16 protein-coding genes and 1 tRNA gene are annotated in these 24,670 nt (G+C 43.8%); 7 read left to right on the top strand and 10 right to left on the bottom strand.

The window, feature by feature from the left end:
• Positions 1-18: 18 nt before the first annotated feature.
• Positions 19-303 (top strand): DUF3039 domain-containing protein, encoded by a 285-nt coding sequence (locus ACPFYS_RS04890; protein ID WP_427877665.1) that lies wholly within the window; start codon positions 19-21, stop codon positions 301-303.
• Positions 304-398: 95 nt separating this feature from the next.
• Here ACPFYS_RS04890 and ACPFYS_RS04885 read toward each other — a convergent pair whose 3' ends face one another.
• The gene (locus ACPFYS_RS04885) at positions 399-1,766 is read right to left on the bottom strand and encodes a nicotinate phosphoribosyltransferase (protein ID WP_427876346.1); all 1,368 of its coding nucleotides are present in this window, start codon (positions 1,764-1,766) and stop codon (positions 399-401) included.
• 560 nt (positions 1,767-2,326) lie between these two features.
• On the opposite strand from ACPFYS_RS04885, the gene cysS reads away from it, so the two are divergent.
• From cysS to ACPFYS_RS04860, 5 genes are all read left to right on the top strand, one after another.
• Positions 2,327-3,937 (top strand): cysteine--tRNA ligase, encoded by a 1,611-nt coding sequence (gene cysS, locus ACPFYS_RS04880; RefSeq protein WP_427876344.1) that lies wholly within the window; start codon positions 2,327-2,329, stop codon positions 3,935-3,937.
• Positions 3,938-4,106: 169 nt separating this feature from the next.
• A complete protein-coding gene (ffh, locus tag ACPFYS_RS04875; protein WP_427876342.1) occupies positions 4,107-5,783 on the top strand; it encodes a signal recognition particle protein in 1,677 nt (558 codons plus the stop codon).
• Positions 5,780-6,928: an endonuclease/exonuclease/phosphatase family protein gene (locus ACPFYS_RS04870; protein WP_427876340.1), complete on the top strand. Its 1,149-nt coding sequence runs from the start codon at positions 5,780-5,782 to the stop codon at positions 6,926-6,928. The genes ffh and ACPFYS_RS04870 overlap by 4 nt, the downstream gene beginning before the upstream one ends.
• A 722-nt stretch (positions 6,929-7,650) precedes the next feature.
• Positions 7,651-9,021, top strand: a complete 1,371-nt coding sequence (locus ACPFYS_RS04865; RefSeq protein ID WP_427877664.1) for an MFS transporter — start codon at positions 7,651-7,653, stop codon at positions 9,019-9,021.
• A gap of 9 nt (positions 9,022-9,030) precedes the next feature.
• Complete coding sequence (locus ACPFYS_RS04860) at positions 9,031-9,612, top strand: RsmD family RNA methyltransferase (protein WP_427876338.1); 582 nt, start codon at positions 9,031-9,033, stop codon at positions 9,610-9,612.
• A 23-nt stretch (positions 9,613-9,635) separates the two neighbouring features.
• Here the strand turns inward: ACPFYS_RS04860 and trmD are convergent, their stop codons facing one another.
• The 4 genes from trmD to rpsP form a co-directional block, all read right to left on the bottom strand.
• Entirely contained in the window at positions 9,636-10,502 is an 867-nt protein-coding gene (gene trmD, locus ACPFYS_RS04855; RefSeq protein ID WP_427877663.1) for a tRNA (guanosine(37)-N1)-methyltransferase TrmD, read from the bottom strand.
• Positions 10,503-10,609: 107 nt separating this feature from the next.
• The gene (gene rimM / locus ACPFYS_RS04850) at positions 10,610-11,263 is read right to left on the bottom strand and encodes a ribosome maturation factor RimM (RefSeq protein ID WP_427876336.1); all 654 of its coding nucleotides are present in this window, start codon (positions 11,261-11,263) and stop codon (positions 10,610-10,612) included.
• Positions 11,264-11,273: 10 nt separating this feature from the next.
• The gene (locus ACPFYS_RS04845) at positions 11,274-11,510 is read right to left on the bottom strand and encodes an RNA-binding protein (RefSeq protein ID WP_427876334.1); all 237 of its coding nucleotides are present in this window, start codon (positions 11,508-11,510) and stop codon (positions 11,274-11,276) included.
• 2 nt (positions 11,511-11,512) lie between these two features.
• Positions 11,513-11,983, bottom strand: a complete 471-nt coding sequence (gene rpsP / locus ACPFYS_RS04840; RefSeq protein WP_427876332.1) for a 30S ribosomal protein S16 — start codon at positions 11,981-11,983, stop codon at positions 11,513-11,515.
• A 1,784-nt stretch (positions 11,984-13,767) separates the two neighbouring features.
• On the opposite strand from rpsP, the gene ACPFYS_RS04835 reads away from it, so the two are divergent.
• On the top strand, positions 13,768-15,192 hold the full coding sequence (locus tag ACPFYS_RS04835) for a hypothetical protein (protein WP_427876330.1): 1,425 nt from the start codon (positions 13,768-13,770) through the stop codon (positions 15,190-15,192).
• A gap of 387 nt (positions 15,193-15,579) precedes the next feature.
• Here ACPFYS_RS04835 and ACPFYS_RS04830 read toward each other — a convergent pair.
• The 5 genes from ACPFYS_RS04830 to mvaD all read right to left on the bottom strand — a co-directional run bounded on the left by ACPFYS_RS04830 (position 15,580) and on the right by mvaD (position 24,469).
• Positions 15,580-15,652, bottom strand: a tRNA-Arg gene (locus ACPFYS_RS04830).
• A gap of 2,053 nt (positions 15,653-17,705) precedes the next feature.
• Complete coding sequence (locus ACPFYS_RS04825; RefSeq protein WP_427876328.1) at positions 17,706-19,088, bottom strand: hypothetical protein; 1,383 nt, start codon at positions 19,086-19,088, stop codon at positions 17,706-17,708.
• Positions 19,089-19,521: 433 nt separating this feature from the next.
• Positions 19,522-20,319: a DeoR/GlpR family DNA-binding transcription regulator gene (locus ACPFYS_RS04820; RefSeq protein ID WP_427876327.1), complete on the bottom strand. Its 798-nt coding sequence runs from the start codon at positions 20,317-20,319 to the stop codon at positions 19,522-19,524.
• Positions 20,320-20,607: 288 nt separating this feature from the next.
• Positions 20,608-23,325 (bottom strand): type 2 isopentenyl-diphosphate Delta-isomerase, encoded by a 2,718-nt coding sequence (fni, locus tag ACPFYS_RS04815; protein WP_427876325.1) that lies wholly within the window; start codon positions 23,323-23,325, stop codon positions 20,608-20,610.
• A complete protein-coding gene (gene mvaD, locus ACPFYS_RS04810) occupies positions 23,318-24,469 on the bottom strand; it encodes a diphosphomevalonate decarboxylase (RefSeq protein WP_427876323.1) in 1,152 nt (383 codons plus the stop codon). The genes fni and mvaD overlap by 8 nt, the downstream gene beginning before the upstream one ends.
• Positions 24,470-24,670 lie beyond the last annotated feature (201 nt).

Here is a 24,670-nt window from a genome sequence, read left to right as displayed (position 1 = left end):
GATACCCTCAACGCAACCATGGAAAACGCACAGTCCACTACTCCAGACTCAGGTTCAGGCACAAGTACTTCAGTTTTAGAACGTCCAGAAGTAAACGAAGATGCACGTATGGACGACGGCGGGAATGCGGATCGTTTTGCACACTACGTATCTAAAGATAAAGTAGAAGCTTCTCGCCTAACAGGACGACCAGTAGTAGCGTTATGCGGAAAAGTTTGGATTCCTAAGCGTGAAGCAAACGATTATCCAGTGTGCCCTGAATGCAAGCGAATCTATGAGAACATGGACAAATTTGGATTCTGATTCGGCGGACTAATGTTGTTGAGCTTTAATCACACTACGCGATTCAAAGCTCAACAACACAAACCGTAAAAACTAAAAATATAGAACAGGCTCAACTACAAAACACTTATATCAGTAGGAATTGCAGGATCACCCTTCATCAAACTTTGAGCCGAAAGCGGCAGACGCTGCAAAGCAGAAGCACAATAATCCTGAGCACGCATAATCGCATCGTGACCCATAAACTGTTCATCAGCCTCGCCGTCAATCATATAGTCAACCAGCAAATTCTCAAAATTATCTGCAGGAACAAACTTCGCGAGCGCAACTTCCGAGCCGGAAACTACGTGCTCACAGTCAGCAATACCACGCGAATCTTTTGAAAAATCGTAAGAACGGAATGCAAGCTTACATCCCGGAACAGTAGCCTTATTCTTAGAGCGCTTCGCAACAGGCTGCATAACACCATCAGCACCCTCGCGCTCAGTAAGCTTATAAACCATTGCGCAAGTTGGAGCACCCGAGCCAGTTACAAGCATTGTGCCAATTCCATAAGAATCAACCGGAGCATTTTGCAAAGCAGCAAGCGCATACTCATCCAAATCGTTAGTAACAGTAATCTTGGTGTTCTTTGCGCCTAAATCATCTAACTGAGCACGAACCTGGCGAGCCAAAGCGCACAAATCACCAGAATCAATACGAATACCGCCAAGATCAGAACCTGCAACTTCAACAGCAGTTTTCACAGCCTCTTCAATGTTATAAGTGTCAACAAGAAGCGTAGTGCCCTTGCCAAGAGCGGCAATTTGAGAAGCAAAAGCGTCGCGCTCGGTATCATGCACAAGAGTGAAGCAGTGAGCAGCAGTGCCAATCGCCTTCAAACCGTAAATTTTTGCAGCTAACAAGTTTGCAGTGCCTTTAAAACCGCCAATTACAGCGGCACGAGATGCAGCAACTGCGGAATACTCGTTCGTGCGGCGGCCACCCATATCCATGCAAGGACGGCCGGAGGAAGCAGAAACCATGCGAGCAGCAGCAGACGCAACAGCGCAATCGTAATTAAGTACGGAAAGCAGTAGCGTTTCAAGTAAGGTGCATTCACCAAAAGTGCCTTCTACTTGCAAAATTGGCGAGTTTGGGAAAAACATCTCACCTTCACGATATCCGGTAATTTTGCCGTGAAATCGGAAATTTTCCAGCCATTTAATGGTTTCTGGGCTAACAATTTTGCGATCACTTAGAAAACGCAAATCTTCTTCCGAAAGATGGAACTTCTGTAATTCTTCCAAGATACGACCCGTGCCGGCAACGACACCGTAACGACGACCTTGAGGAAGATGACGCGTGAAAATTTCGAATACACACTTGCGATTTGCGGTGCCATCTTTAAGAGCAGCGTCGAGCATAGTGTATTCGTACATGTCGGTCATAAGCGCAGAAGAGAACGGAGAAAATGAGGTTTGGTTGGATGGGGACTCAGTCATGATATTCCTTTCAACAATGAACAAATCAAAACTAAATATTAAGGAATGTCGTATTACGCGCGGCTAATTAATACGTAGCCACAAGGTAATGCTGGAATCATATTAGCTCTATCTGCTGAGCTTGATAATGGGAATGTGTGGGAAGCGCGGGCGCGACGACACGCTCCAAATGTGAGACGGCACTCTCACAAATGGAGCATTCAGTCGAATAAAAACCTCCAAACACGAGAGAGAGTTCTCACGATTGGAGCAACAAGCCAAAGAAAACCCTCCAAACACGAGAGAGAGTTCTCACGTTTGGAGCAAAACGAAGGCCGACACCCTCCAAATGCGAGAGATGGTTCTCGCAAATGGAGCAATAATCCAAAACAAAACCTCCAAACGTGAGACAAGGCTCTCACGATTGGAGCATTCAGTAGAATCAAACCCTCCAAATGCGAGACAGTGCTCTCGCAAATGGAGCAATAAGCCAAAGCAAACCCTCCAAACGCGAGACAGTGCTCTCGCAAATGGAGCGCAGCACAAAATCGCAGTATAAAGAACCATTTATAATTACATTTATGATGAATAAGACTTTGAACGAAGAAACCGCGAAACTTACTAAAGCAGCAGCAAACTTACGCTTATACAACACCGCATCACACACAACAAACACATTTACGCCTAAAAAACCGGGGAAAGTAGGCATGTACGTGTGCGGCGCTACTGTACAAAGCTCACCACATATCGGCCACATTCGCGCGGCAATAGCTTTCGACGTGATTCGCCGTTGGATGATGCGACTTGGCTACAAAGTAATTTTCGTAAGAAACGTCACAGATATAGACGATAAAATCATGAAAAAAGCCAGCGAATCTGGACAAACCTGGTGGGAACGCGCCTACATTTACGAACGCGAATTTACTGAAGCCTATAACACTTTAGGCGTTTTGCCACCAACTGTTGAGCCGCGCGCTACCGGCCATATTACGGATATGGTTGCACTAATTGAACGCCTAATTGAGCGCGGCCACGCGTACGTTATTCGTGACGCTTCCGGAAAACCCACCGGAAACGTTTATTTTGACGTGCCAAGCTGGGAGCATTACGGCGAATTAACGCACCAAAATCAAAACGAAATCAGTATCGACGAAGCTGCGGCAATTGCCGATTCAAAGGGACCTAGCGTTGATACTGCAGGAAACGATATTTATAATCCAACTGACCCAGCTGACGCATCCCCCGATAAGCACGATCCGCGCGATTTTGCACTTTGGAAAGCTCCTTGCGATTTCGATCAGCCGGACGCGCGCTGGAATACTCCTTTCGGCGAAGGTCGCCCTGGCTGGCATATTGAATGCTCAGCAATGAGTCATCGATACTTAGGAGATGATTTTGATATTCACGGCGGCGGATTAGATCTACGCTTCCCTCACCACGAAAACGAAATGGCACAGACCACAGCTGCTGGCTGGGAAAGCGCAAACGTGTGGATGCACTCAGCCTGGGTCACAGCAAAAGGTGAGAAAATGTCAAAATCTCTTGGAAACGGTCTTGCGGTTCCTGTAGTTTTGGCAAAAAACTCAGCTTGGGTTGTGCGCTACGCTTTGGGAGCTGTGCAATATCGCGCCATGCTGGAATGGTCAGATAAAGCTTTGGCAGAAGCGCAAGCAGCATACGAGCGTATTAGCAACTTCCTTGAACGAGCAAGTCGCGCATTGGAAAATCAACCAACTCAAGAAGAAGTGCAGTCTGTTAGCGCAGACGAGCTTCCGGAAGATTTTACACGAGCAATGAACGATGATATCAACGTTTCCGGCGCGAACGCAGCAATATTTACCGCGATTCGCCAAGGAAACGCTCTTCTGGATGATTTTGCTCAAAAACGAGAAAATAGCACAAGTCAGTTGCTTTACACTTCTGTTTTACAAGTGCGCGCAATGTTAGACACGCTTGGATTGGATCCGTACAGCGAACCTTGGGCTTCAAAAGCTCAACAATCTTTAGAAAATAGCGCAAATAGTAAAGAACATACTGCCCTAGATTCTTTGATTACTTCGCAACTTGACGCAAGAGCAAACGCTAGAAAATCTAAGGATTTTGCTACAGCCGACGCAATCCGAGACGCTCTTAATAATGCAGGAGTTGTTATTGAAGATAGCGCGCAAGGTTCATCTTGGCATCTAAAATAAAACCCTCAAAAACGAAAATCTGTATGATGCTTGTAAGCAGTAACGCGACAGTAACGCGCGTATAAGTAAGTAAGTAAATAAATAAATAAATAGGTAAATAAATAAATAAACGGGTATCGTATAGTAAAAAATTTTTTATGACAGAACACAAGGATATAATAGGAATATTATGGCAGCATTAAGTTCGTTAACAGACCGTCTTTCCAACGCGTTTAAACATTTACGCAGCAAGGGAAAGCTTTCAGAATCAGATATCGATGGCACCATTCGCGAAATCCGACGCGCTCTTCTTGACGCAGACGTTGCGCTGGAAGTCGTACGCTCGTTCACAGCGCGTATCCGCGAGCGCGCACTTGGCGAGGAAGTTTCGCGCGCATTAAATCCAGCTCAGCAAGTCGTAAAAATAGTGAACGATGAGTTGACTCAAGTTTTGGGTGCAGGTGTAGACAGGCCGCTTAATTTTGCAAAATACCCACCTACCGTAATTATGCTGGCAGGTTTGCAAGGCGCTGGTAAAACTACACTTGCAGGAAAACTCGGATATTGGCTTAAAGATTCGGGTCATACGCCGCTGCTAGTTGCAGCTGACTTGCAGCGTCCTAATGCTGTAACGCAGCTTCAGGTTGTTGGCGAGCGCGCCGGCGTGCCTGTTTTTGCTCCCGAAAAAGGCGTGCAAACAGGAGGAAACGCAATTTCTTTGCCATGGTCTACTAAAGGAGACCCGGTTAAAGTTGCGCGCAAGGCGATTGATTTTGCTCGCGCAAAAATGTACGACACTGTGATTATTGATACTGCCGGCCGCTTGGGCGTAGACGATGTTCTTATGAAGCAGGCTCGAGATATTCGCGATGCCGTACAGCCGCAGGAAGTGCTTTTCGTTATCGACGCAATGATTGGTCAGGATGCAGTCCGCACTGCTCAGGCTTTTAACGAAGGCGTGAATTTTACCGGCGTAGTGCTTTCCAAACTGGATGGTGACGCACGAGGCGGTGCTGCTTTATCAGTTGCTAGCGTAACCGGAAAACCGATTTTGTTTGCGTCAACCGGCGAAGGCTTACAAGATTTTGAGGTGTTCCATCCGGATCGTATGGCTTCGCGAATCCTCGATATGGGCGATATTTTGACGCTAATCGAGCAGGCGCAAAAGCAGTTTGATGAAGAAGAGTCGCGTAAAGCTGCTGCAAAAATTTCGGAAGGCACATTCGGTTTAGATGACTTTTTGGATCAGCTTCAGCAAGTACGCAAGCTCGGTTCTATGAAAAAACTGCTTGGAATGATGCCGGGAATGGCGCAGCACAGGCAGGAACTTGAGCAGTTTGATGATCGCGAAATCGATCGCACTGAAGCAATTATTCGTTCTATGACTCCGGCAGAGCGTAGAGATACGAAGATAATAAACGGATCTCGTCGCGCGCGTATCGCTGCCGGTGCAGGCGTAAGCGTATCGCAAGTTAACGCACTTTTGCAGCGTTTTGAGCAGGCTGCGAAGATGATGAAACGCATGAGCGGCGGCGCTGGAATGCCTGGAATGGGCGGCATGCCAGGATTTGGTGGTGCTGGAAGCAAGTCGAAACGCAAGGATAAAAAGTCAAAGAAGAAGGGCGGAAAGTCTGGAAATCCTATGCGTCGAGAAGCAGAAGAGCGCGCACTTCGCGAGCGTCTTTCGGGAACTGGTTCCGCAATGGGCGGAGGTTCTGAAGAATCTGCTTTTGCAAAACCTCAGCAGACAGATATGCAGGGTCTTCCTGCCGGTTTGCAGAATTTGATGAACTCTGACGCTGAATCCGAAGATGCTCAACTTCCACCTAACTTCGGCGGCGGATTAGCCGGTCTTTTTGGAAGATGATTCTTGTAGTAGTAATTTTGTGGGTTGTGTTTGCAGTGCTTCTTGCGTGGCAGCTACTTCGTTGGCTTCCAGCTGAAGTTGATAAACATAACCCACTTCCGTATGCTATTGCGTTACTGCCGCTGGCTACTTTCGTAATCGGAACGTTGTTTTTATGCTGTTGCTGTGCTGCAGTGTGGTACGAATTTTTCTACGGAAAGTATGTGCAAGCGCAATCGAGCGGTATTACGCAGTCTTACGCATATTTATGCGTTTCATACGCAGCGTTGTTTCTGATTTCGCTGCAGTCGTATATGCCGTATTGGATTGGAAAATTGCGCAGTTTTATTGGTGAATTGCGCAGTCAATCTACGGCAAGTTCTCCTATAAAAATACGCGTAATGACACTTAACTGTAGGTATGGAAGAGCAAACGCATCTCAAATAATCAAAATAGCAGAAAAATATCATATAAATACGTTACTTTTACAGGAATTAAGCGAATCTTTAGTAAATAATCTAAAAAAATTAGGAATTTGCGAAATTTTTCCGACTTCATGCATAGGCGCGCAAAGTGAGCATAATAACGGAGGATTTAACGCAATCTTTACGCAGTATTCCGCTATTGAAACTTGCGACGATTCCGTAGAAATTGAAGCGGCAAAAGTGCCGACTGTGACGACGGTAGGAACAGTAGGAACAGTAGGAACAGCGGGAACAGCGGGAACAGTAGGAACAGCGGGAACAGATTTCGCGACTTGTGCGAAAAATATTAGGATAACGTTCGCATCTGCTCACACGAAATCGCCTATGCGAAGTTGCAAAGCGTGGAGCGAAGGGATATGCACGCTCGCAAAAATTGCGGAAAGTAGAGGAATTGAAGAAGACAGAGCTTACTCAACTCTTACGATTATTACGGGAGATCTCAATTCAACAATTGATCACCCAAGTTTTCGTTCGCTTTTGAAAGCAGGTTTTACAGACGCAGGAATTTCGTTAGGAAAGCGTTTGCGCACATGGCCTACGTGGCTTAAATGGCCAAATTTGACGCTTGATCACGTGATTTTTTGCGCAAAAAATTGCAGAGCTGCGGCCGGTTGGCAGCAAAATGCGGTAGTTGACGGCACTGATCACCTCGCGTATATGGCAGAAATCAAAGTAGATTAGCGTAGCAATATGCGAATATCGTAGCGGACTCAAACCAACCTCCTCCATTTACGAGAGCACTCTCTCGCAAATGGAGCGTATGACGGAAACAAACCCTCCAAACGCGAGACAACACTCTCAGGATTGGAGCAGATAGCGATGACAAACCCTCCAAACACGAGACGGTGCTCTCGCAAATGGAGCAAAACACAAAAGTTAACCCTTCAAACGCGAGACAACACTCTCAGGATTGGAGCAGATAGCGATGACAAACCCTCCAAACGCGAGACGATACTCTCGCAAATGGAGCAAAACACAAAAGTTAACCCTCCAAACGCGAGAGAAAGCTCTCAGAATTGGAGCAGATAGCGATGACAAACACTCCAAACACGAGACGGTGCTCTCGCAAATGGAGCAATACGCAGGCCAACACCCTCCAAACGCGAGAGAGGATGCTCATGTTTGGAGAATTTAAAATTCGAATGGCTAATATTTATTATGCGAACGCACACTATAGCATTACACTTATTTATATGCTTTCATAAGCTTTTATACACTGTTTTATTGCACTGGATGTAAAGCGCTACGAGAGGTGATATATGACTGAAGATACGCATTCTAATAACTCACAAAGCGATTCTAAATTAATAAAAACCTCCGCACTCCCCTCATCCACACCAACCGCACCATCCACAACCTCCGCACCAACCGCAACATCCGCACGCGCTTCACTACTCTCCCTAATGATTGCACTATTTTCCGCCGTAATAGCCTTTCAACTCAACGTTTCCATGCTTTCCCCCGCACTCCCGGCAATGCAACGCGAGCTTAATACTACCGACTCATATATCGGCCTTACTCAAACCATTTTCTTCACTTCTGCAGCCTTATTTTCCTTATTTTTGCCGCGTTTAGCGGATATAGTCGGCCGCAAAAAAGTACTTTTTTCTATGCTTCTTATCGCAACTGTAGGATCTGTAATTTCAGCTTTGTCGCTTAACGCTAAGATGCTTATGTTTGGCCGCGTTTTGCAGGGTGCCGCCGGCCCTGTTGTGCCACTTGTGTTGATTATGTTGCACGTAAGAGTTAAAGATAAACGCCATTACGCTAAGCTTATGGCCGTGTTAACTTCAGTAAATGGCGGTATTGCTGGCATTGATGCGCTTTTAGGTGGCGCGATTGCGTGTAGTTTTGGTTTTAGATCTGTTTTTGTTTGCATAGCTTTAGCTTGTGCAATTGCAGCGATTTTGATTCTTGCAAAAACTGAAGATTCTTCCGTTGAAAATACGCCTCGCATGGATTGGCTTGGAGTATTCCTTCTTAGTTTGGCGTTTTTGTGCGCTTATATGTCGATTAATGAGTTGCAAAAGTTATCTAATTCTAATTTTGCTTTTGTACTGATTCTTGCTTTTAGCGCAATTGTTTTGTTCGCAATTTTTTGGAATGTTGAGCGCAAAAAAGAAATATCTGTTAGTAAATTAGTAAAGCCTATGATTTCGACTCACTACCTACGCCAACGCCGAACGTGGGGTTTGCTTTCAACTACTCTTTTCACTATGACCGGCGTTTTTGCAATTGCAAACGGAATTTTACCTAAGCTAGCTCAAGATTCGCATTTTGGCGCCGGCCTTGATTTAAGTGTTGTTTCTTTTGTTACACTTACCCCCTACGCCATAATCGGCTTCATTTTTGGCCCTGTTACTGGAGTGCTGGCAGGTAAGTTCGGTTATCGCATTGTGTTGCAATTTGGCATAATGTTTAGCATGTTAACTCTTTTCGCGAGCGCATTTTTGCTAAAATACCCTTCAGCACTTTCTTTGCTTGCAGTTTCTATCTGTCTCGGTATTGTTTATTCAGGTGTTACAAATATTATGCTTAACGGCTTGGGAATAGTTCTTTCTCCTAAAGATAATCCTGGTTATTTACCTGGTTTAAATGCTGGTGCGTTTAATCTTGGCGCAGGACTTAGTTTTGCTCTTTTGTATGCAAGTTTTACTGTTTTTGATAATCTTTTTGCTGGAAATTGCGGATATTTGGCATCTATTATTGTGGGTGCTGCTACTCTTGCATTGGCACTGATTTGTTCAATGTTTATTCCAAAGATAGAAGGCTAGTTTGTAAGTATGCGTGTTATTTCAGGTCGTTTTAAATCGTTGCCGTTGACGTCAGCTCAATCATGCACTCGTCCTACTACAGATCGCACTAAAGAGGCGATTTTTTCTAGACTTGATTCATGGAATGTTCTTGAGAATGCGCGCGTTCTTGATTTGTTTGCCGGAACTGGCGCTCTTGGAGTGGAAGCATTATCTCGAGGCTCTCGTGAGCTTGTGTCGGTTGAAGCGAATGCGCAAGCGGCAGCTCTTATACAGCGCACAGCTAAGCTTTTGCAAAATTCGCGCGAGTGGAATAGTGATCTTAGTATGCGAGTTGTTCGTAAACGCGCAGAACAGTTTGTAAATGACTACAGTGGCGCTGCTTTCAATCTTGTATTTATAGACCCACCTTACGCTTATGAGACTTCTGAATGCGAGAATCTGCTTAATAAAATGTGCGAGCGTGGAGTTATTAGTGTTGAAGCAGATACGCTTGTTGTACTTGAGCGCAGCGTTAGAAGCGTTTCGCCTAATATGCCTGATGGCTTGGAGCTATTTGATACTCGAGACTATGGAGAGACTGCTGTTTTGTATATTCAGCCTAAGCGTTAATCAGTTTTGTTAAGTTTGCCAAATTATTTGGTTTGTGTTTGGGTTTTAGGAACTCTTCTCTTTGGATGCTCTCCTGAAACTTCCCATCCGAGTGATATAAGTTTTTTCCGATCTGCCTTATCTAATTTACTGCAGTCGAGTTTCGTAAGTAAATCTGGACGTATCTCGTCAGTTCGTTCTAACGCTTCGTCTCTGCGGAATCTGTCTACTTTAGCGTGATTTCCGGATGTTAGTATTTCCGGTACGCTTATATCTCTCCAAGTGGTTGGTCTAGTGTACTGCTTGTGCTCTAAAAGCGCGTCTTTTCCTGTATATGATTCTTCAATAATCGATTCTGGATTTCCCATAAATCCTGGAATTAAGCGAGTTATTGCTTCTACCATTGCACAAACTGCCACTTCCCCACCATTTAATACGTAATCACCAATCGAATATTCACGCACATCATAGCCTTTAGAACGGTAATATTCTGGTATTCGCGCATCGTAACCTTCGTAACGTCCGCAGCCAAAAATCAGATGTTTTGCGCTACTTAAGCTTGTAGCTGCTTCTTGATTAAATAGCGGAGCAGATGGGTTTGGAAAGATTATAACAGGCTTCGTTAGTATAGCTGCGTTTTCGGGTACAGACGCACTTTCAGATACGGCAGCACTTTCGCAATTTTCTGCAAGAAGCTCATCTAAACATTCAGCCCAAACTTCCGGCTTCATAACCATTCCAGCGCCGCCGCCAACCGGAGTATCATCAACTGACTGATGAACGTCGTGCGTCCATCTTCGCAAATTGTATGCGTTAATCTTAAGTAATCCGTTTTCTTGAGCTTTTCCCAATAGGCTCAAATCAAGTATGTGAAAGTATTCTGGGAATACGGAAACGATGTCTATATTCATCATAATGAGTCTATTTCTGCTCGCTTAAGTACTTAAGTAATTTCTGTGTTTACAACTTGCGTATTGGCATAGCCGCGCAATTTTGCATAGCCGCGCAATTTTATACTTTAGAATCCAGGAATCAATCCGCCCGGAGGGTCTATAGTCAAATATCTGTCTTTTAAATTTACTTCCGGAACAATCGCTTCTACAAACGGTACAAGCGCAGTTTTAGTATCGTCTATCTTAGAATCTTCTTTATTGGATACGTTACTTTTAGTAGATGCGTTTTCCTTGTTTTCAATCTGATTAGATAGACGAATTTTTAGTAAACTTTGCGCTCCGTCGAGCACGTCGACGACTTTCCCAATAACTTGCGAAGATAAACCGAGCTGATTATTCTCGCACAAACGCGCTTCTAATCCAATTAAATCTTTTATATACCACGCATTTTCGTCAGCGAGCTTTTCAGCATCCTCTGCCGGCACATATAATTCCAAACCGTTAAGATTTTCAGCAGCGTTTCTATCTTGCGATTCTTCAAACAGCAGAATCCAGCGGTTCTTAAATGTTCGCGCGCGCTCAACAATGAATTCGCGAGCAGCATCTGAACTGTAAAGCACAGTGCCGGGTTTGAAACGTTCTTCGGGCTCGTCTGTAAAAACTTGTACAGTAACCTCGCCCTTTAGTCCTTGGGCTTTGCCGATACGACAAACCCTCAGCAGGTCGTTGCGACGTTGCTGAGGGTTGCCATAAGAATGTTGGTCTAATGCCACGTTCATCTCACTTATTTCACTTATTGCGTACGTCCATGATATCTACGCGTACATTGTGATCGCTTAACGCTTGCACAACGGTGCGGATAGCATTGGCTGTACGTCCACCTCGTCCGATAACTCGTCCGATATCCTCAGGATTCACGCGAACGCGCAGCAGCTCTCCGCGAGCATTTTCGTAGGAGCGCACTGAAACATCGTCTGGAAAATCAACGATGTTTTTAATGAGATGTTCCACAGCTTGAGACAGCATAATTACTCAGCCTTTTCCTCGGCAGCAGCTTCTGCTGGAGCTTCTGCTGGAGCTTCCTCAGCTTCGTTTGCAGCAGCCTCAGCTGCAGCCTGAGCCTTAGCAGCGGCTTCAGACTTAGCGGCCTTCAGCTTCTGAGCTTCAGCATCTACGGCTTCGATACGTGCTTCAGCATCTGGACCGGCTTCAGCGGTCTTCAAAGTACCTTCAGCACCTTCGAGACCCTTGAACTTCTGCCAATCACCGGTAATCTTCAAAAGCTTCAACACTGGTTCGGTTGGCTGTGCGCCAACGCCAAGCCAGTACTGCGCACGCTCAGAATTAATCTGAATCATGGATGGCTGCTTGTTTGGATCGTACACGCCGATCTCTTCGATAGACTTACCGTTGCGCTTGTTGCGTGAATCGGAAATAACCACGCGGTAGAAAGCGTAGAACTTCTTGCCCAGTCTCTTAAGACGAATCTTGGTTGCCAAAATGGCTCTCCTTATAACTAGAGTCGTAGAATTTCGCTTGGGTGTGGGGCACTCCTTGCGAGCTTCCACATGTTCCTCACGTGGCCGGGAAGAGGGCGCCGATTCCACGCGAATAACTTATCTATTATGTCGCTTTGCTTGGACGATTTTTCTGTGTAAGTCACTTAGGGCGCTTGATTGACGATGGGTATTAGAGCTGAGAAATAATAAGGTCGACTCCAAACGCGAGAGAGTGTTCTCGCAAATGGAGCAATACACAAGCCAACACCCTCCAAACGCGAGCGCGCGTTCTCGCAAATGGAGCAACCAACCTAAACTAAACCCTCCAAACACGAGACAAGACTCTCACAAATGGAGCAAAACACAAACCAACATCCTCCAAACGCGAGCGCGCGTTCTCGCGATTGGAGCAAAACACAAACCAACACCCTCCAAACGCGAGAGAGTGTTCTCGCGATTGGAGCACTACGCAACAATAAACCCTCCAAACGCGAGAACAACATCTCACGATTGGAGCAAATAATCTAATCAACAACTCCAATTACGAGAACCACCTCTCACAAATGGAGCAAATAATCTAATCAACAACTCCAATTACGAGAACCACCTCTCACAAATGGAGCAAATAATCTAATCAACAACTCCAATTACGAGAACCACCTCTCACAAATGGAGCAAATAATCTAATCAACAACTCCAATTACGAGAACCACCTCTCACAAATGGAGCAAATAATCTAATCAACAACTCCAATTACGAGAACCACCTCTCACAAATGGAGCAAATAATCTAATCAACAACTCCAATTACGAGAACCACCTCTCACAAATGGAGCAAATAATGGTTATTTCCCAAAATGTTTATACAGAATTTGACCTATAACCCCAGAATTTCTTGTTTTCGTTCTTATTTTCAGCGTGTCGCGTATAACACATATTAGGACACTACGCTTCTAAAACTCGTATTAATTACAGATTTAAAGAATTATCAGGTATTTTTATATCCCGTTTCACAAATAAAAAAGCCATTTACTTTCCGTTGGGCACATTCCCATCTCAATTGCATCCAAAGGAAAGCTAAATGGCTTAATTCAATAATACACTAATTTAGAAAAAGTACAATACTATTTTCAAATAATTTTTATAAAATATTTTCAAAACAAAATCAACAGTTGAAATTAAAACAAAATCACAAGAAAAGAACACATTAATTCTACCTGAAAATTAATTTCATCAATTATTAAATTATTAAATTAAGAGAATTTCAAATTAGATAAACGTAAAACCAAATTTACAGCAAAAAATGACTTGATTAATAACCCTCCAAACGCGAGAACAACATCTCACGATTGGAGCAAATAATCTAATCAACAACTCCAATTACGAGAGCAGCCTCTCATAAATGGAGAATTCAGTAGAATCAAAGCCTCCAAACGCGAGAAAGGGGTCTCGGGATTGGAGGAAAAGTAAGGTAGACAACTCCAATTACGAGAACAACATCTCGCAAATGGAGCGCTGCGCAACAAACAACCCTCCAAACGCGAGAGAAGAGTCTCGCAAATGGAGCAATAAGCAACAAACTAAATCGCAAAAAATCCGTAAAAAAAAATATAAAAAAAAATAAAAAAAATAAATAAAAATCCACAAATCCACATCTAAAAATAAGCAAAAACCTAAGTAAAATGCGGCCTCACATAGGCTGTATCCACAATGCACATTTTTTCTTTTTTTCCACTTCTACGCTCAGTATCATCTATTTACAAAAAAGCGGAAAGGCAAAATAATATGATAAAAAATACACTAAATAATAAATTAAGCGAATTAGACATAGCACTAGACGCTGCAGAAAACGAAGGCTCCTGCCTTATGGCATCGCATCTTCCGTATCGCAACGGCGTACGACACAGCCTAAAATCAGGGGATCTGGTCGAACCATATTATGGATTGTATGCGCGCAAACTGTTTTGGTTAAGCCTAACGCACAAAAAGAGAATTACGCACATCGCAACGCGACTTGCGCAAAAAATAAAAATAGGTGTGTGGAAGTTTACCGGCGAAACAGGCGCAGCCTTACTTAATTTTGAAACGCCTAGTGCTCCAGATACCTGTGGAAAACCCATAAAAATATATGTCTCATGCCCCTATGCAGACAAGCACGCTGCCGAGGCGCGTTCTCACGACTCTTACAAGTCCGCAAAACGTCAGCTTCGGCGCGTGCAATTACCAGATATTATTGAGGACGAGGATGGGATTCGTCTCGAAGAGTGCGATTTCAAACGTGAAAAATATGGAGGAAAACGCAACGCAAATAAAAACGCAGATAACGGCGCGGATAACGGCGCAAGTAACGAGAAGCCAAAAAATCTAAATACAACTAATTTTGGCCATGTTGCAACGTTAGAAGAATCTGCAGTGAAAAGCGTGGCAAGCATTTATAACGTTTTGTTTGTATGCGCGTGGACTCTTCCTTTCAGATGCGCACTGCCAATTTTTGATTCTGCGGCTCGAAATGGCGTAAATCTTGAAAAAGTTTACCGCGTTTGCAGTAAATTTTACGCTGATTACCGCTATCAGCAAGAGGCAGCGGATTTTCAAGACCTGCCATATTTTAAGCAAAAAAATTCTCTTCTTACATACGTTGACGAAAGTGATGTTTTATCTCGACTGCGCACACTTTGCCAGCTTGCTGACGGCAAAAGCGAGAATGGCGGAGAGTCGTTGGCGCGCGCTGCGATGATTGAGCTTGGTTTTGTGCGGCCTGAGCTGCAGCATGAATTCCCTAATGAGACTAATCCAAAGTGGCCGTATAGGGTTGATTTTGCGTGGAAAGTTGGCGGAAAATTGATTGTTGGAGAGCTTGATGGTGCTGATAAATATTTAGTTAACGCTGGAAAAAATATTGATTTTACTGATAATGACGAAAAATTTAACGGAAATAATGAAATTAAGAGAAACATCGACACTATTGATGCAGCGAGCAGCGACATATCTTATGACACTTCCAACAACTCGTCTAATTCCAACAGTTCGAATGAATTCATACTACGCAATTACGATAGATCTGCTGTAATACGCGAGCGCGATAGGGAGCGGCATTTGTACAGTTGCGGGGTTGATACTATAGTGCGATTTGACTTCTCCCACGTGATTTCTCCAGCAAAGCTTGAGGAGCGTTTGCTGGGCGCCGGGGTGCCTAAAATTACGTTTTGATATTACGAAAGTTACACGTGTGCAGGTTACGATTTAATTTTGCATTATAAAGATGTTGTTGAGGCGAATTTATGTAGTCCTTCGCCGTTATGTACTGTTTAGTCGCTATGTACTTTTAGTCGCTATGTACTGTTTTGTCGTTATATACTTTTAGTCGCTATGTACTTAGCTAGAGCGCGCAACGAAGCGCACATCAAAACGCGCATCAAAACGCGCATTTCTGCAAACTAACGCGTTTTCACTGGTATTAATAGATAAGTTTTATGCGAAATTTTATATTATTCGCATATTTTATAACTTCACTTATGAAAAACTGTTTACTCACTTAAACTGTGATAAAAACGAAAGATAAACGGAACGAATATATCTGCTCAAGACTTCACAAAGTGGGCTTAATGGGATTCGAACCCACGACCTTCTGCTCCGGAGGCAGACGCTCTATCCACTGAGCTACAAGCCCGCAACTCGTGAAAGTATACACGTTACTAGGGATTGTAAGTAGAGGACGATAATAAACCCTCCAAAAGCGAGAGAGTGTTCTCGCAAATGGAGCACTACGCAGCAATAAACCCTCCAAACACGAGAGAATGTTCTCACGATTGGAGCACTACACAACAATAAACCATCCAAACACGAGAGAATGTTCTCACAATTGGAGCACTACACAACAATAAACCATCCAAACACGAGAGAATGTTCTCACGATTGGAGCACTACACAACAATAAACCATCCAAACACGAGAGAATGTTCTCACAATTGGAGCATTCAAAGGCAGAATTAACTCCAATTACGAGAACCACCTCTCGCAAATGGAACAATAATCCTAAGCTAAACCTCCAAAAGCGAGAGAATGTTCTCACAATTGGAGCAAATAAGGGAGTTATTCCAAAAAATGTGTGTACAAAAATTTTTTGTTTCTGTTCTTATTTTTGGCGTGTGACAATAGCTCATGTTAAGACTACACACCATAAAGCTCGTACATGATCACAGAAACAGAGAACTTAAATAATCACACGGTATGCTTTACATCTACTACGGATTAGAATTGGTTTTATCAATAAAAAAAGCCATTTACTTTCCGTTGGGTGCATTCCCGAATCAATCGCATCCAAGGGAGCTAAATGGCTTAATTCAATAATACACTAATTTAGAAAAAGTACAATACTATTTTCAAATAATTTTTATAAAATATTTTCAAAACAAAATCACACGAAAAGAGCACATTGATTCTACCTGAAAATTAATTTCATCAATTTTAAATTATTAAATTATTAAATTAAGAGAATTTCAAATCAGATAAACGTAAAACCGAATTTACAGCAAAAAATGACTTGACTAATAAGCCTCCAAACGCGAGAGAAGAGTCTCACAAATGGAGCGGAGCACAACAAACAACCCTCCAAAAGCGAGACGATGCTCTCACGATTGGAGGGAAACGAAACAAGCAACCCTCCAAAAGCGAGAGAAGAGGCTCGGAAATGGAGGGAAAAGCAAGGTAGACAACTCCAAATGCGAGAACAACATCTCACAAATGGAGCAGAGGGAAGAAATAAAACCTCCAAACGCGAGAACAACATCTCACGATTGGAGCAGAGGAAGAAAATAAAACCTCCAAAAGCGAGAACAACATCTCACGATTGGAGCAGAGGAAGAAAATAAAACCTCCAAAAGCGAGAACAACATCTCACGATTGGAGCAAAACGCAGGTCGACACCCTCCAAAAGCGAGAGAAGAGGCTCGGAAATGGAGGGAAAAGCAAGGTAGACAACTCCAAATGCGAGAACAACATCTCACAAATGGAGCAAAACGCAGGTCGACACCCTCCAAAAGCGAGAACAACATCTCACAAATGGAGCAGAGGAAGAAAATAAAACCTCCAAAAGCGAGAGAAGAGGCTCGGAAATGGAGGGAAAAGCAAGGTAGACAACTCCAAATGCGAGAACCACCTCTCACAAATGGAGCAAAACGCAGGTCGACACCCTCCAAAAGCGAGACGATGCTCTCACGATTGGAGCGGAGGACGGAAATAAAACCTCCAAAAGCGAGATAGGGGTCTCGGGATTGGAGGGAAGGAGGAAAGAATAAAAGAATATAAAAGAGTAAACAAAAATATAAATATAAATATAAATATAAATATAAATATAAAAAGTAAAAGAATATAAGAATAAAAGAATATAAGAATAAAAGAATAAAAGAATAAAAGAATAAAAGAATAAAAGAATAAAAGAATAAAAGAATAAAAGAATAAAAGAATAAAAGAATAAAAATATAAGAATATAAAAGAGTAAACAAAAAAACAAAAACAAAAAAACAAAAACAAAAAATATAAAAATATAAAAATATAAAAATATAAAAATATAAAAATATAAAAAGTAATAAAAAACAAAAAAGGGGCTGAGAACTCAGCCCCTGTCTGGTTGTAAAGCGAATGCTTTACAACCAGACTAAGTTAGCAGGCTCAAACTGTGATTAAAACGCGAACGCTTTAATCCACAGTTAGAGCAGATTTGCTTAGTGGCGGACCTTACGGACAGCAGCACCCATACCAGCAAGAACAGAAGCAGCCAAAGCAGTCAAAGCAATAGCAGCACCGGTCTTAGGAAGGTTCTTACCAGCCTTATCCTTACCCTTCTCAACAGTAATCTTACCCTGCTTATCAGCCTTCTTATCAGCAGCAGCAGCGGCAGCAGCACCCTTAGCAGCAGCGGCAGCAGCAGGACCAAACTTACCAGACTGAGCATCACGATAAAGCTGCTGAGCATCAGCAAAACCAGGGAAAGTCTTATCCAAAGGATCCATAGCTACAACAACTGGAAGCTTAGTAACATCGACACCAAACGCAGCAGCCACATTCACAGCAGCCTTGTAAGCATCATAAGCCTTCTGAGCCTCAGCATTAGCAGCATCGAAAGCAGCCTGCTTCTCAGCATACTTAGCAGCAGCAGCCTTAAAAGTATTCTCAGTGAAAGTCTTCTTAGCCTTAGCACGATCTAAACGATCATTAAGATCCTTGTACTCCTTAGAAGTCTTATCACCAGCGAACAAGTCAACAGCCTTCTGAGCAGCATCAACCTCAGCCTGAGCAGCCTCATCAGCCTTCTTAGCCTTAGCAGCCTCTTCATAAGCCTTCTGAGCATCAGCCTTAGCAGCAGCATTCTTCACACGAGCAGCATCATAAGCAGCAGCCTTAACCATAACATCAGCCTTAGCAGCATCAGCATCCTTCACAGAACCTGGCTGAGTTGGGGTAGTAGGATCATGCTTTGGAGGATTCTGCTCACTACCACTGGCCTGGCAAGCAAGCTTAGCAAGATCAGCCTTAGCAGCAGTCAAATCAGCATCCTTAAGGAAGACATTATACTTAGCCTGATTCAATTCATCCTTGCTAGCAGCGAAAGTATCAGCATTAACAGTTGCATCTAAAGCATCAGCCTTAAGAGTTTTAGCCTTAGTAGCATCAGAAGCATCGAATGCGGCAGCAGCAGTTAACTTCTTATCAGCCTTCACCTTAGTTACAACGTCAGCAAGACTCTTACGTGCATGTTCTGCAGCATCATCAAGAGCACCATGATCCTCGTCTGCAGCTTTAGCGTCTTCAGCCTTTTTAGCAGCAGCCTTGTAAGCGTTAACAGCAGCCTTATACTGACCAGCCAAAGTCTTAGCGTTATCAAACAAGGCTTGTGCAGCATCATATTCAGACTTTGCAACAGTTACCTTAGCCTCAAGCACGGCCTTCTCCTGCTCAAGCTTTGTAACATTGTTCTGAGCAGTAGCGCACTTCTCGGCCTTTGGATCCTTAGCAGGCTCAGCAGCGAAAGCTGGAGCGGCGAATGCCATACCGGAGAGGAGGGTGGCGCCAGCAGCGAATGCGGCGATAGCCTTCTTATTCAACATAATAATTTCCTTTCTTCTTCTCCTTCGTGCTAGGAACACGAAGAAAAAATGCTAGATGCGGTTTCCCGCGTGTGCTTCAGAAACTAGGGATTTCATCCGCAACAGGATTAACTATACGACCCGCTCTCAGAAAACTCAATAGTAATTCTCAGGTTCGCAAGCGCAAAATAATTAAAAATATTGAAATATTTTCTCTATTTTTCTGCAGATACTGAAATATTTCCTGCTTTATTTTGTAAATATAGAAAATATTACAAAACACGCCGTATTAAGACTTTTTTCATAAAATTCTCAGGATTCTTTAAGGTTTGCGCTAATGCACTAAAAACAAGCGAAGCGAAAACAACAAACCCAACAAACGCAACGCGGCACAGAAAATGCGCAACAAACCCAACGCGCCGCAACAACAAGCGAAAACTAAACTACCACTCACCTACTCGGCAACAGGTTCCACAGTCGGCGCCAAAACCAAATCCTTAACAAGCTCGCGCGTACGAAGCTGCGAATCCGCATCCAAACCGTCATCAGTAATAACGGTATCAACCTGATCAAAACGCGCAAACAGCGAAAGCGACGTGCAACTCCACTTAGTATGATCCGTCAAAATAATCGTGCGGTCAGCAATATCCATTAAAGCCATATCCGTAGCAGCTTCCAAAGAATTCGGCATTAAGAAGCCGCGCGGAAGAGACACAGAATGCGTACCCAAAAATACAGTATTCACACGAAGAGAAGCCACAACTTTATCCGCAATAGGCCCAACCAGCGAATTCGAGCGCGTAATCACACCGCCAGTAACAATAACCTCAACATCCTTAGACTCAAGCGCCTGCACAAGCTCCGCAACAGGAATCGAATTAGTCAAAATCGTAATACCAGAAGCCCTACGCGACTCAAGCAAATGCTGCGCAAAAACGTAAGCCGTAGTGCCGCCGCCAATAGCAATCACATCTCCTGGAGACACATAATCCACAGCCAAACGCGCAATTGCATCCTTCAAACCAATATCCATCTGCGACTTAACAGAAAACAGAGGCTCCGAAAGAAGCGTATTAGTTGTTACAGCGCCACCGTGAACGCGCTTTAACAGACCGCGATCCGAAAGTTCCGCAATATCCCTACGAACCGTCATAGCAGAAACGTTCAGCTCTTTAGAAAGAGCAGTAATACGCACTGCACCGCGAGTACGAAGACGACTTAAAATCAAATGCTGACGCTGTGAAGAAATCATACGAACATTATCGCACACGTAAACGCAAAAAACAAACGTAATTGAGCGTTTCTAAACGAAAAATGACGCATATTTCACAAAAATAACGCAAAATTCAGTAAGCAATGTGAGAATGCACAAAAATAAGCGCAACCAAAGATACAAAACGAACATTGCCGGCGTAAAACACACTTACTTAAAACGCAAGAAACACGAACAGCACAGCCTTACACCTTAGCGATTAACGGCTTAGAGATTAACGGCTTAGAGATTAGCAGCTTAGTAATTAGCAGCCTAACAATTAACGTCTTATCGATTAGCTAAATCATGCAGATTTACACCACGCAATTTAGCAAAATCAGCAGCTGCACCAGAAAGTAACAGTGACGTATGCAAACGAACATCGTCGACAGTTTTACACCCAAGCAAAGCCATAAGAGTGCGTATTTGCGACTGCCAAGACGTAATCTGCTGCAAAAGCGCATCCTCGCCGCTGCACATAAGCGTATGCAAAAACTCGCCAGCAACGCCGGCAGCCCTAGCGCCCAAAGATAAAGCGCGAAGTACGTCAAGAGGATTGCGAATACCGCCGCTTGCGAATACGGAAAGAGAATTTAGATTAGATGATGATTTGCAGACGCAACTCGAATGAAGCACATCCAGCAACGATTCAACAGTGCTAAACCCCCAATCAGCTAAATAACCAAAATCGCCAAACTCGCGACGAGCATTCTCAATAGACACAAAATTCGTGCCGCCTCTGCCACTTATATCAACATAACGAACACCAACATTGAGCAGCATCTCCACATTTTTAGCGCTCAAACCGCATCCGGTTTCCTTCACCATAACAGGCACGCCAGCAGCAGACACAGCCGAAGCAGCAGACACAATCTGCTCAATATTCTTAAGCCAAGAGCTTAAATCGCGATCTCCTTCAGGCATAACGAGCTCCTGCGCAGCGTTCAAATGCACTTGCAAAGCGTTCGCCTCAAGCAAATCAACGGCACGCATAGCATCCGAAACGCTAGCGCCAGCACTAACATTAGCCATAACAAAGCCGTTCGGATTTTCCTCACGAATTACGCTAAAAGTGCTAGCAAGCGAAGAATCACGAAGAGCAGCACTAAGCGAACCAGATGCCATAGCAACACCAGTTTTCGCAGCAACACGAGCTAAAGACGCGTTAATATTACGAGTACGCTCACTGCCGCCCGTCATTGCGTTGATATAAAGCGGATAAGACCATACGGCAGCATTATCAAAAACACTTACGCTAGTATCAACAGACTCAACTGACAGCTGCGGCAATGCGTTCGGCACAAAACGAATATCGTCGAAGCCAGCGTTTGCATGCGAATGATACTGTTCTTGCGCGAGCGCAATGTGCGCATCCTTGCGATTTTGCGTAATTAAATTTGCGGAAGATGGAGATTCGTTTGTGATTTTTGACGCGGAAACTGCGGAAGCTGCTGAAAGTGCGGAAGCTGCTGCAGGCGCGTTTGCGGAAACTGCTGCAGGCGCAGACTCCCCCTCATGCGGCAATCTTATATCATCAAATTTCGTACCAAAACGAAGCAAATTCATATTTTCACGCGTACGCTTTTTCGCTCTTTCATCAGACTCGTATTCCGGAATATCATCGAGCCAACTTTGAGAATCACAAATCACAGCGCGATCCGCATTCTTAAGCACTATATTTTCAGACTTACTACCAGTGCTATTAATTTTAGCAACATTAATATTAAGAGGACGAATTTTATTATCCTTCCAAGCGCATTTAACGAAATCAATTCGCTCTTTATCGGTTGAGTACAGTAACGCAATACCGCAATCGCCGCCGCCAGCGCCGCTAGTTTTTGCAGGAACGTCGAAAATTAAAGCATCTTCGATAAGACGCGTAAGCTGCGGAGTTTCTATAACGGTGCCTGTAAGTGCGCTTAAATCTTTCAAAAGCTGACGCGCGCAAGCAAAACCGTTTGCAGCGCCAACGAGATCACCATTTTCAAGCGTAAATATAAGACGCTGCACCAAAGCCTCGCTTTTTGCGCAAAAATCTTTATACGTAAAAAGTTGAGGTGCAGATAGTGAAGGTGCGGATAGTGAAGGTGCAGATGAGCGAGTAGTGCTAGCGCCGCTGCCAGCGCTCGACTTTACGCTACTGACAAGCTCCGCACTAGAAGCAGGAGAACCTGTCCAACCAGCCAAAAGCTTAATATCAGATCTAATATCTAATCTCTTAATCTCAAGACGCGGCCACTTTTTGCGCAAAAGTTTGCCAAAACTAGAGTCGCCAGATTTAACCAGCTCAAGCTCAGCACTAAGCCAATCGCGATCGTACGCTCTGTACATAATCCAGCCGCCGTACACGCTAGCTGCCACATCTCCTCCGCTACCCGACTTCTTAACAAGAGATGATGCAATCAGCGCAAGCTTGCAAATATTTTGAATGGAAAGATTGAGTTTATAAAATTCACAAAGCGCGCGCACTGCAGCAACAGTTACAGCTGCCGAAGAGCCGAGGCCGAATTTTCTGCCGCTTTTAGCGTCGTACAATTCGCTGGAAATGTGCAAATTATATGAGGGAAGAATGAAAGTTGAGCCGAATTCGATTGCGTATGCGTCAACCACGCGCATTGCGGAAAGTACGTAAGAGTAGGATTTTATTATTTCTTCGATATTAGACGGGGATGATGCGGAAGATGCGGGAGATGCGGTTGATGCGGTTGCGGAAGTTTCTATAACAATACTTTTTCCGTTACGCGCGCGGCTCCAAATAAGCGGCTTATAATTTTCAGCTTCAGAGACGATACTTCCGTAAAAAGTACTGCCGTAAAAAGTACTGTTTTTACTTAAATTAGCGTCATTTTTAACAGCAGTCTCATCTTTTTTCAAAAGATTTTCGTCGTCAACTGTAACAGTAACGAAACGATTTACTGCCGCAACTATCGCAGCAGCACCATCAACTACAGCATATTCTCCAGCAATATACAATTTTCCAGGAGCACTCGCCTGAGCCTTAGTCATTTTTCACACCCCTATTAACAATCAAACCGCTACCAGGAAAAGCCAAAATAAAATCCGGTTCCGAAGTACTTATAGAACTGCTTGCAGAACTGCTTGCAGCGAGAGCAAACTCGCGCTTAACGCGATCTACGAGCTCATTCAAAACTCGCTCGGCAGCAGACGCAGAAGTAATTACCTTCACATTAGGACCCGCATCCATAGTCGACCAAACAGGCCAACCGCAATCGCGCATAGACTTAACAACCCCAAGCACAGCGTGAGTTTTCGCAGTCAAATAATCCACAGGCGGCACCGCATCACGCATAGACTTATGCATACCAAAAGAATTACGTTCAACAGCGTCACCCAACATCTCAATATCACTGCTCTTAACAGCACAAAGCGCCTGCCGGAGATCTTTAGCAGACTGCTCAACCCACGGCATATACGACGGCGAAGTTTGCACAGTGCGACGCATGGCATCACGACTAGAAATCGACTTCTTAGAAGAATCTAAGACAACAGCAATCATAGCAATATCAAAGTCTTCGGGAACATCAACAGGCTCCGCGAAAGAAGCCTCGTCGCCGGAAGCATCGCCGGCAGAAGTATCAACAGAAGTATCAACAGAATTATCAACAGAACCAGCATGCCAAAGGACAATACCGCCATAAACAGAACGGCAAGCAGAACCGGAACCTCTACGGGCAAGCCTAGAAAGATCACGCGAGCTCAACTCCAAACCGGCAGCGTAAGAAGACGCAGCAGCAAGCGCCGCAAAACCAGAAGCGCTGGAAGCTAAACCTGCCGCAGTCGGAACATGATTAGTTGAAATAACACTAGCTTTCTTTGAAATACCAGCCATTTTGCGCACTAAATCAAGCATATTCACTATTCTGCGGAAGGAAGAATCATCTAAACTAAGATTCTTGCCATCAAAAGTAACACAATCTTCAGTAAGATTGTCGTCGAAACTTACGCTAGTAGTAGTCCATAAATCCGAAAGAGTAAGGGAAAGAGAAGAAGTATAAGGCAAAATCAAATCTTCATTACGCTTACCCCAATACTTAATTAGCGCAATATTCACATTCGCTCTAACTACAGCTGTGTTAGATGAAAGATTAGAGTCAAACTTTATTTTCGGCTGAATCTCTACTTTTTGCATGCTAACCCTTCGGAATAAATAATGAAATAAGATAGCTCCAAGTTGATATTCTACCAAAATCGCGCGCTGAAACATACGCGGAATAAGAAATGTGAATGTGTTGTGAGCGTAAATCGCATATCGTAGCCTTTTGCGATTAAGACGACTAAATTAGAACAGTCGGAAAATGCGGAATTAAGCGATTGGCAACTTGATAAATCT

Source organism: Gardnerella sp. 2492 (genome assembly GCF_050320365.1).
In the GTDB taxonomy this organism is placed as follows: Bacteria; Actinomycetota; Actinomycetes; order Actinomycetales; family Bifidobacteriaceae; genus Bifidobacterium.
Note: the sequence above shows the minus strand (reverse complement) of the source record. Positions and strands in the feature narration are given on the sequence as shown.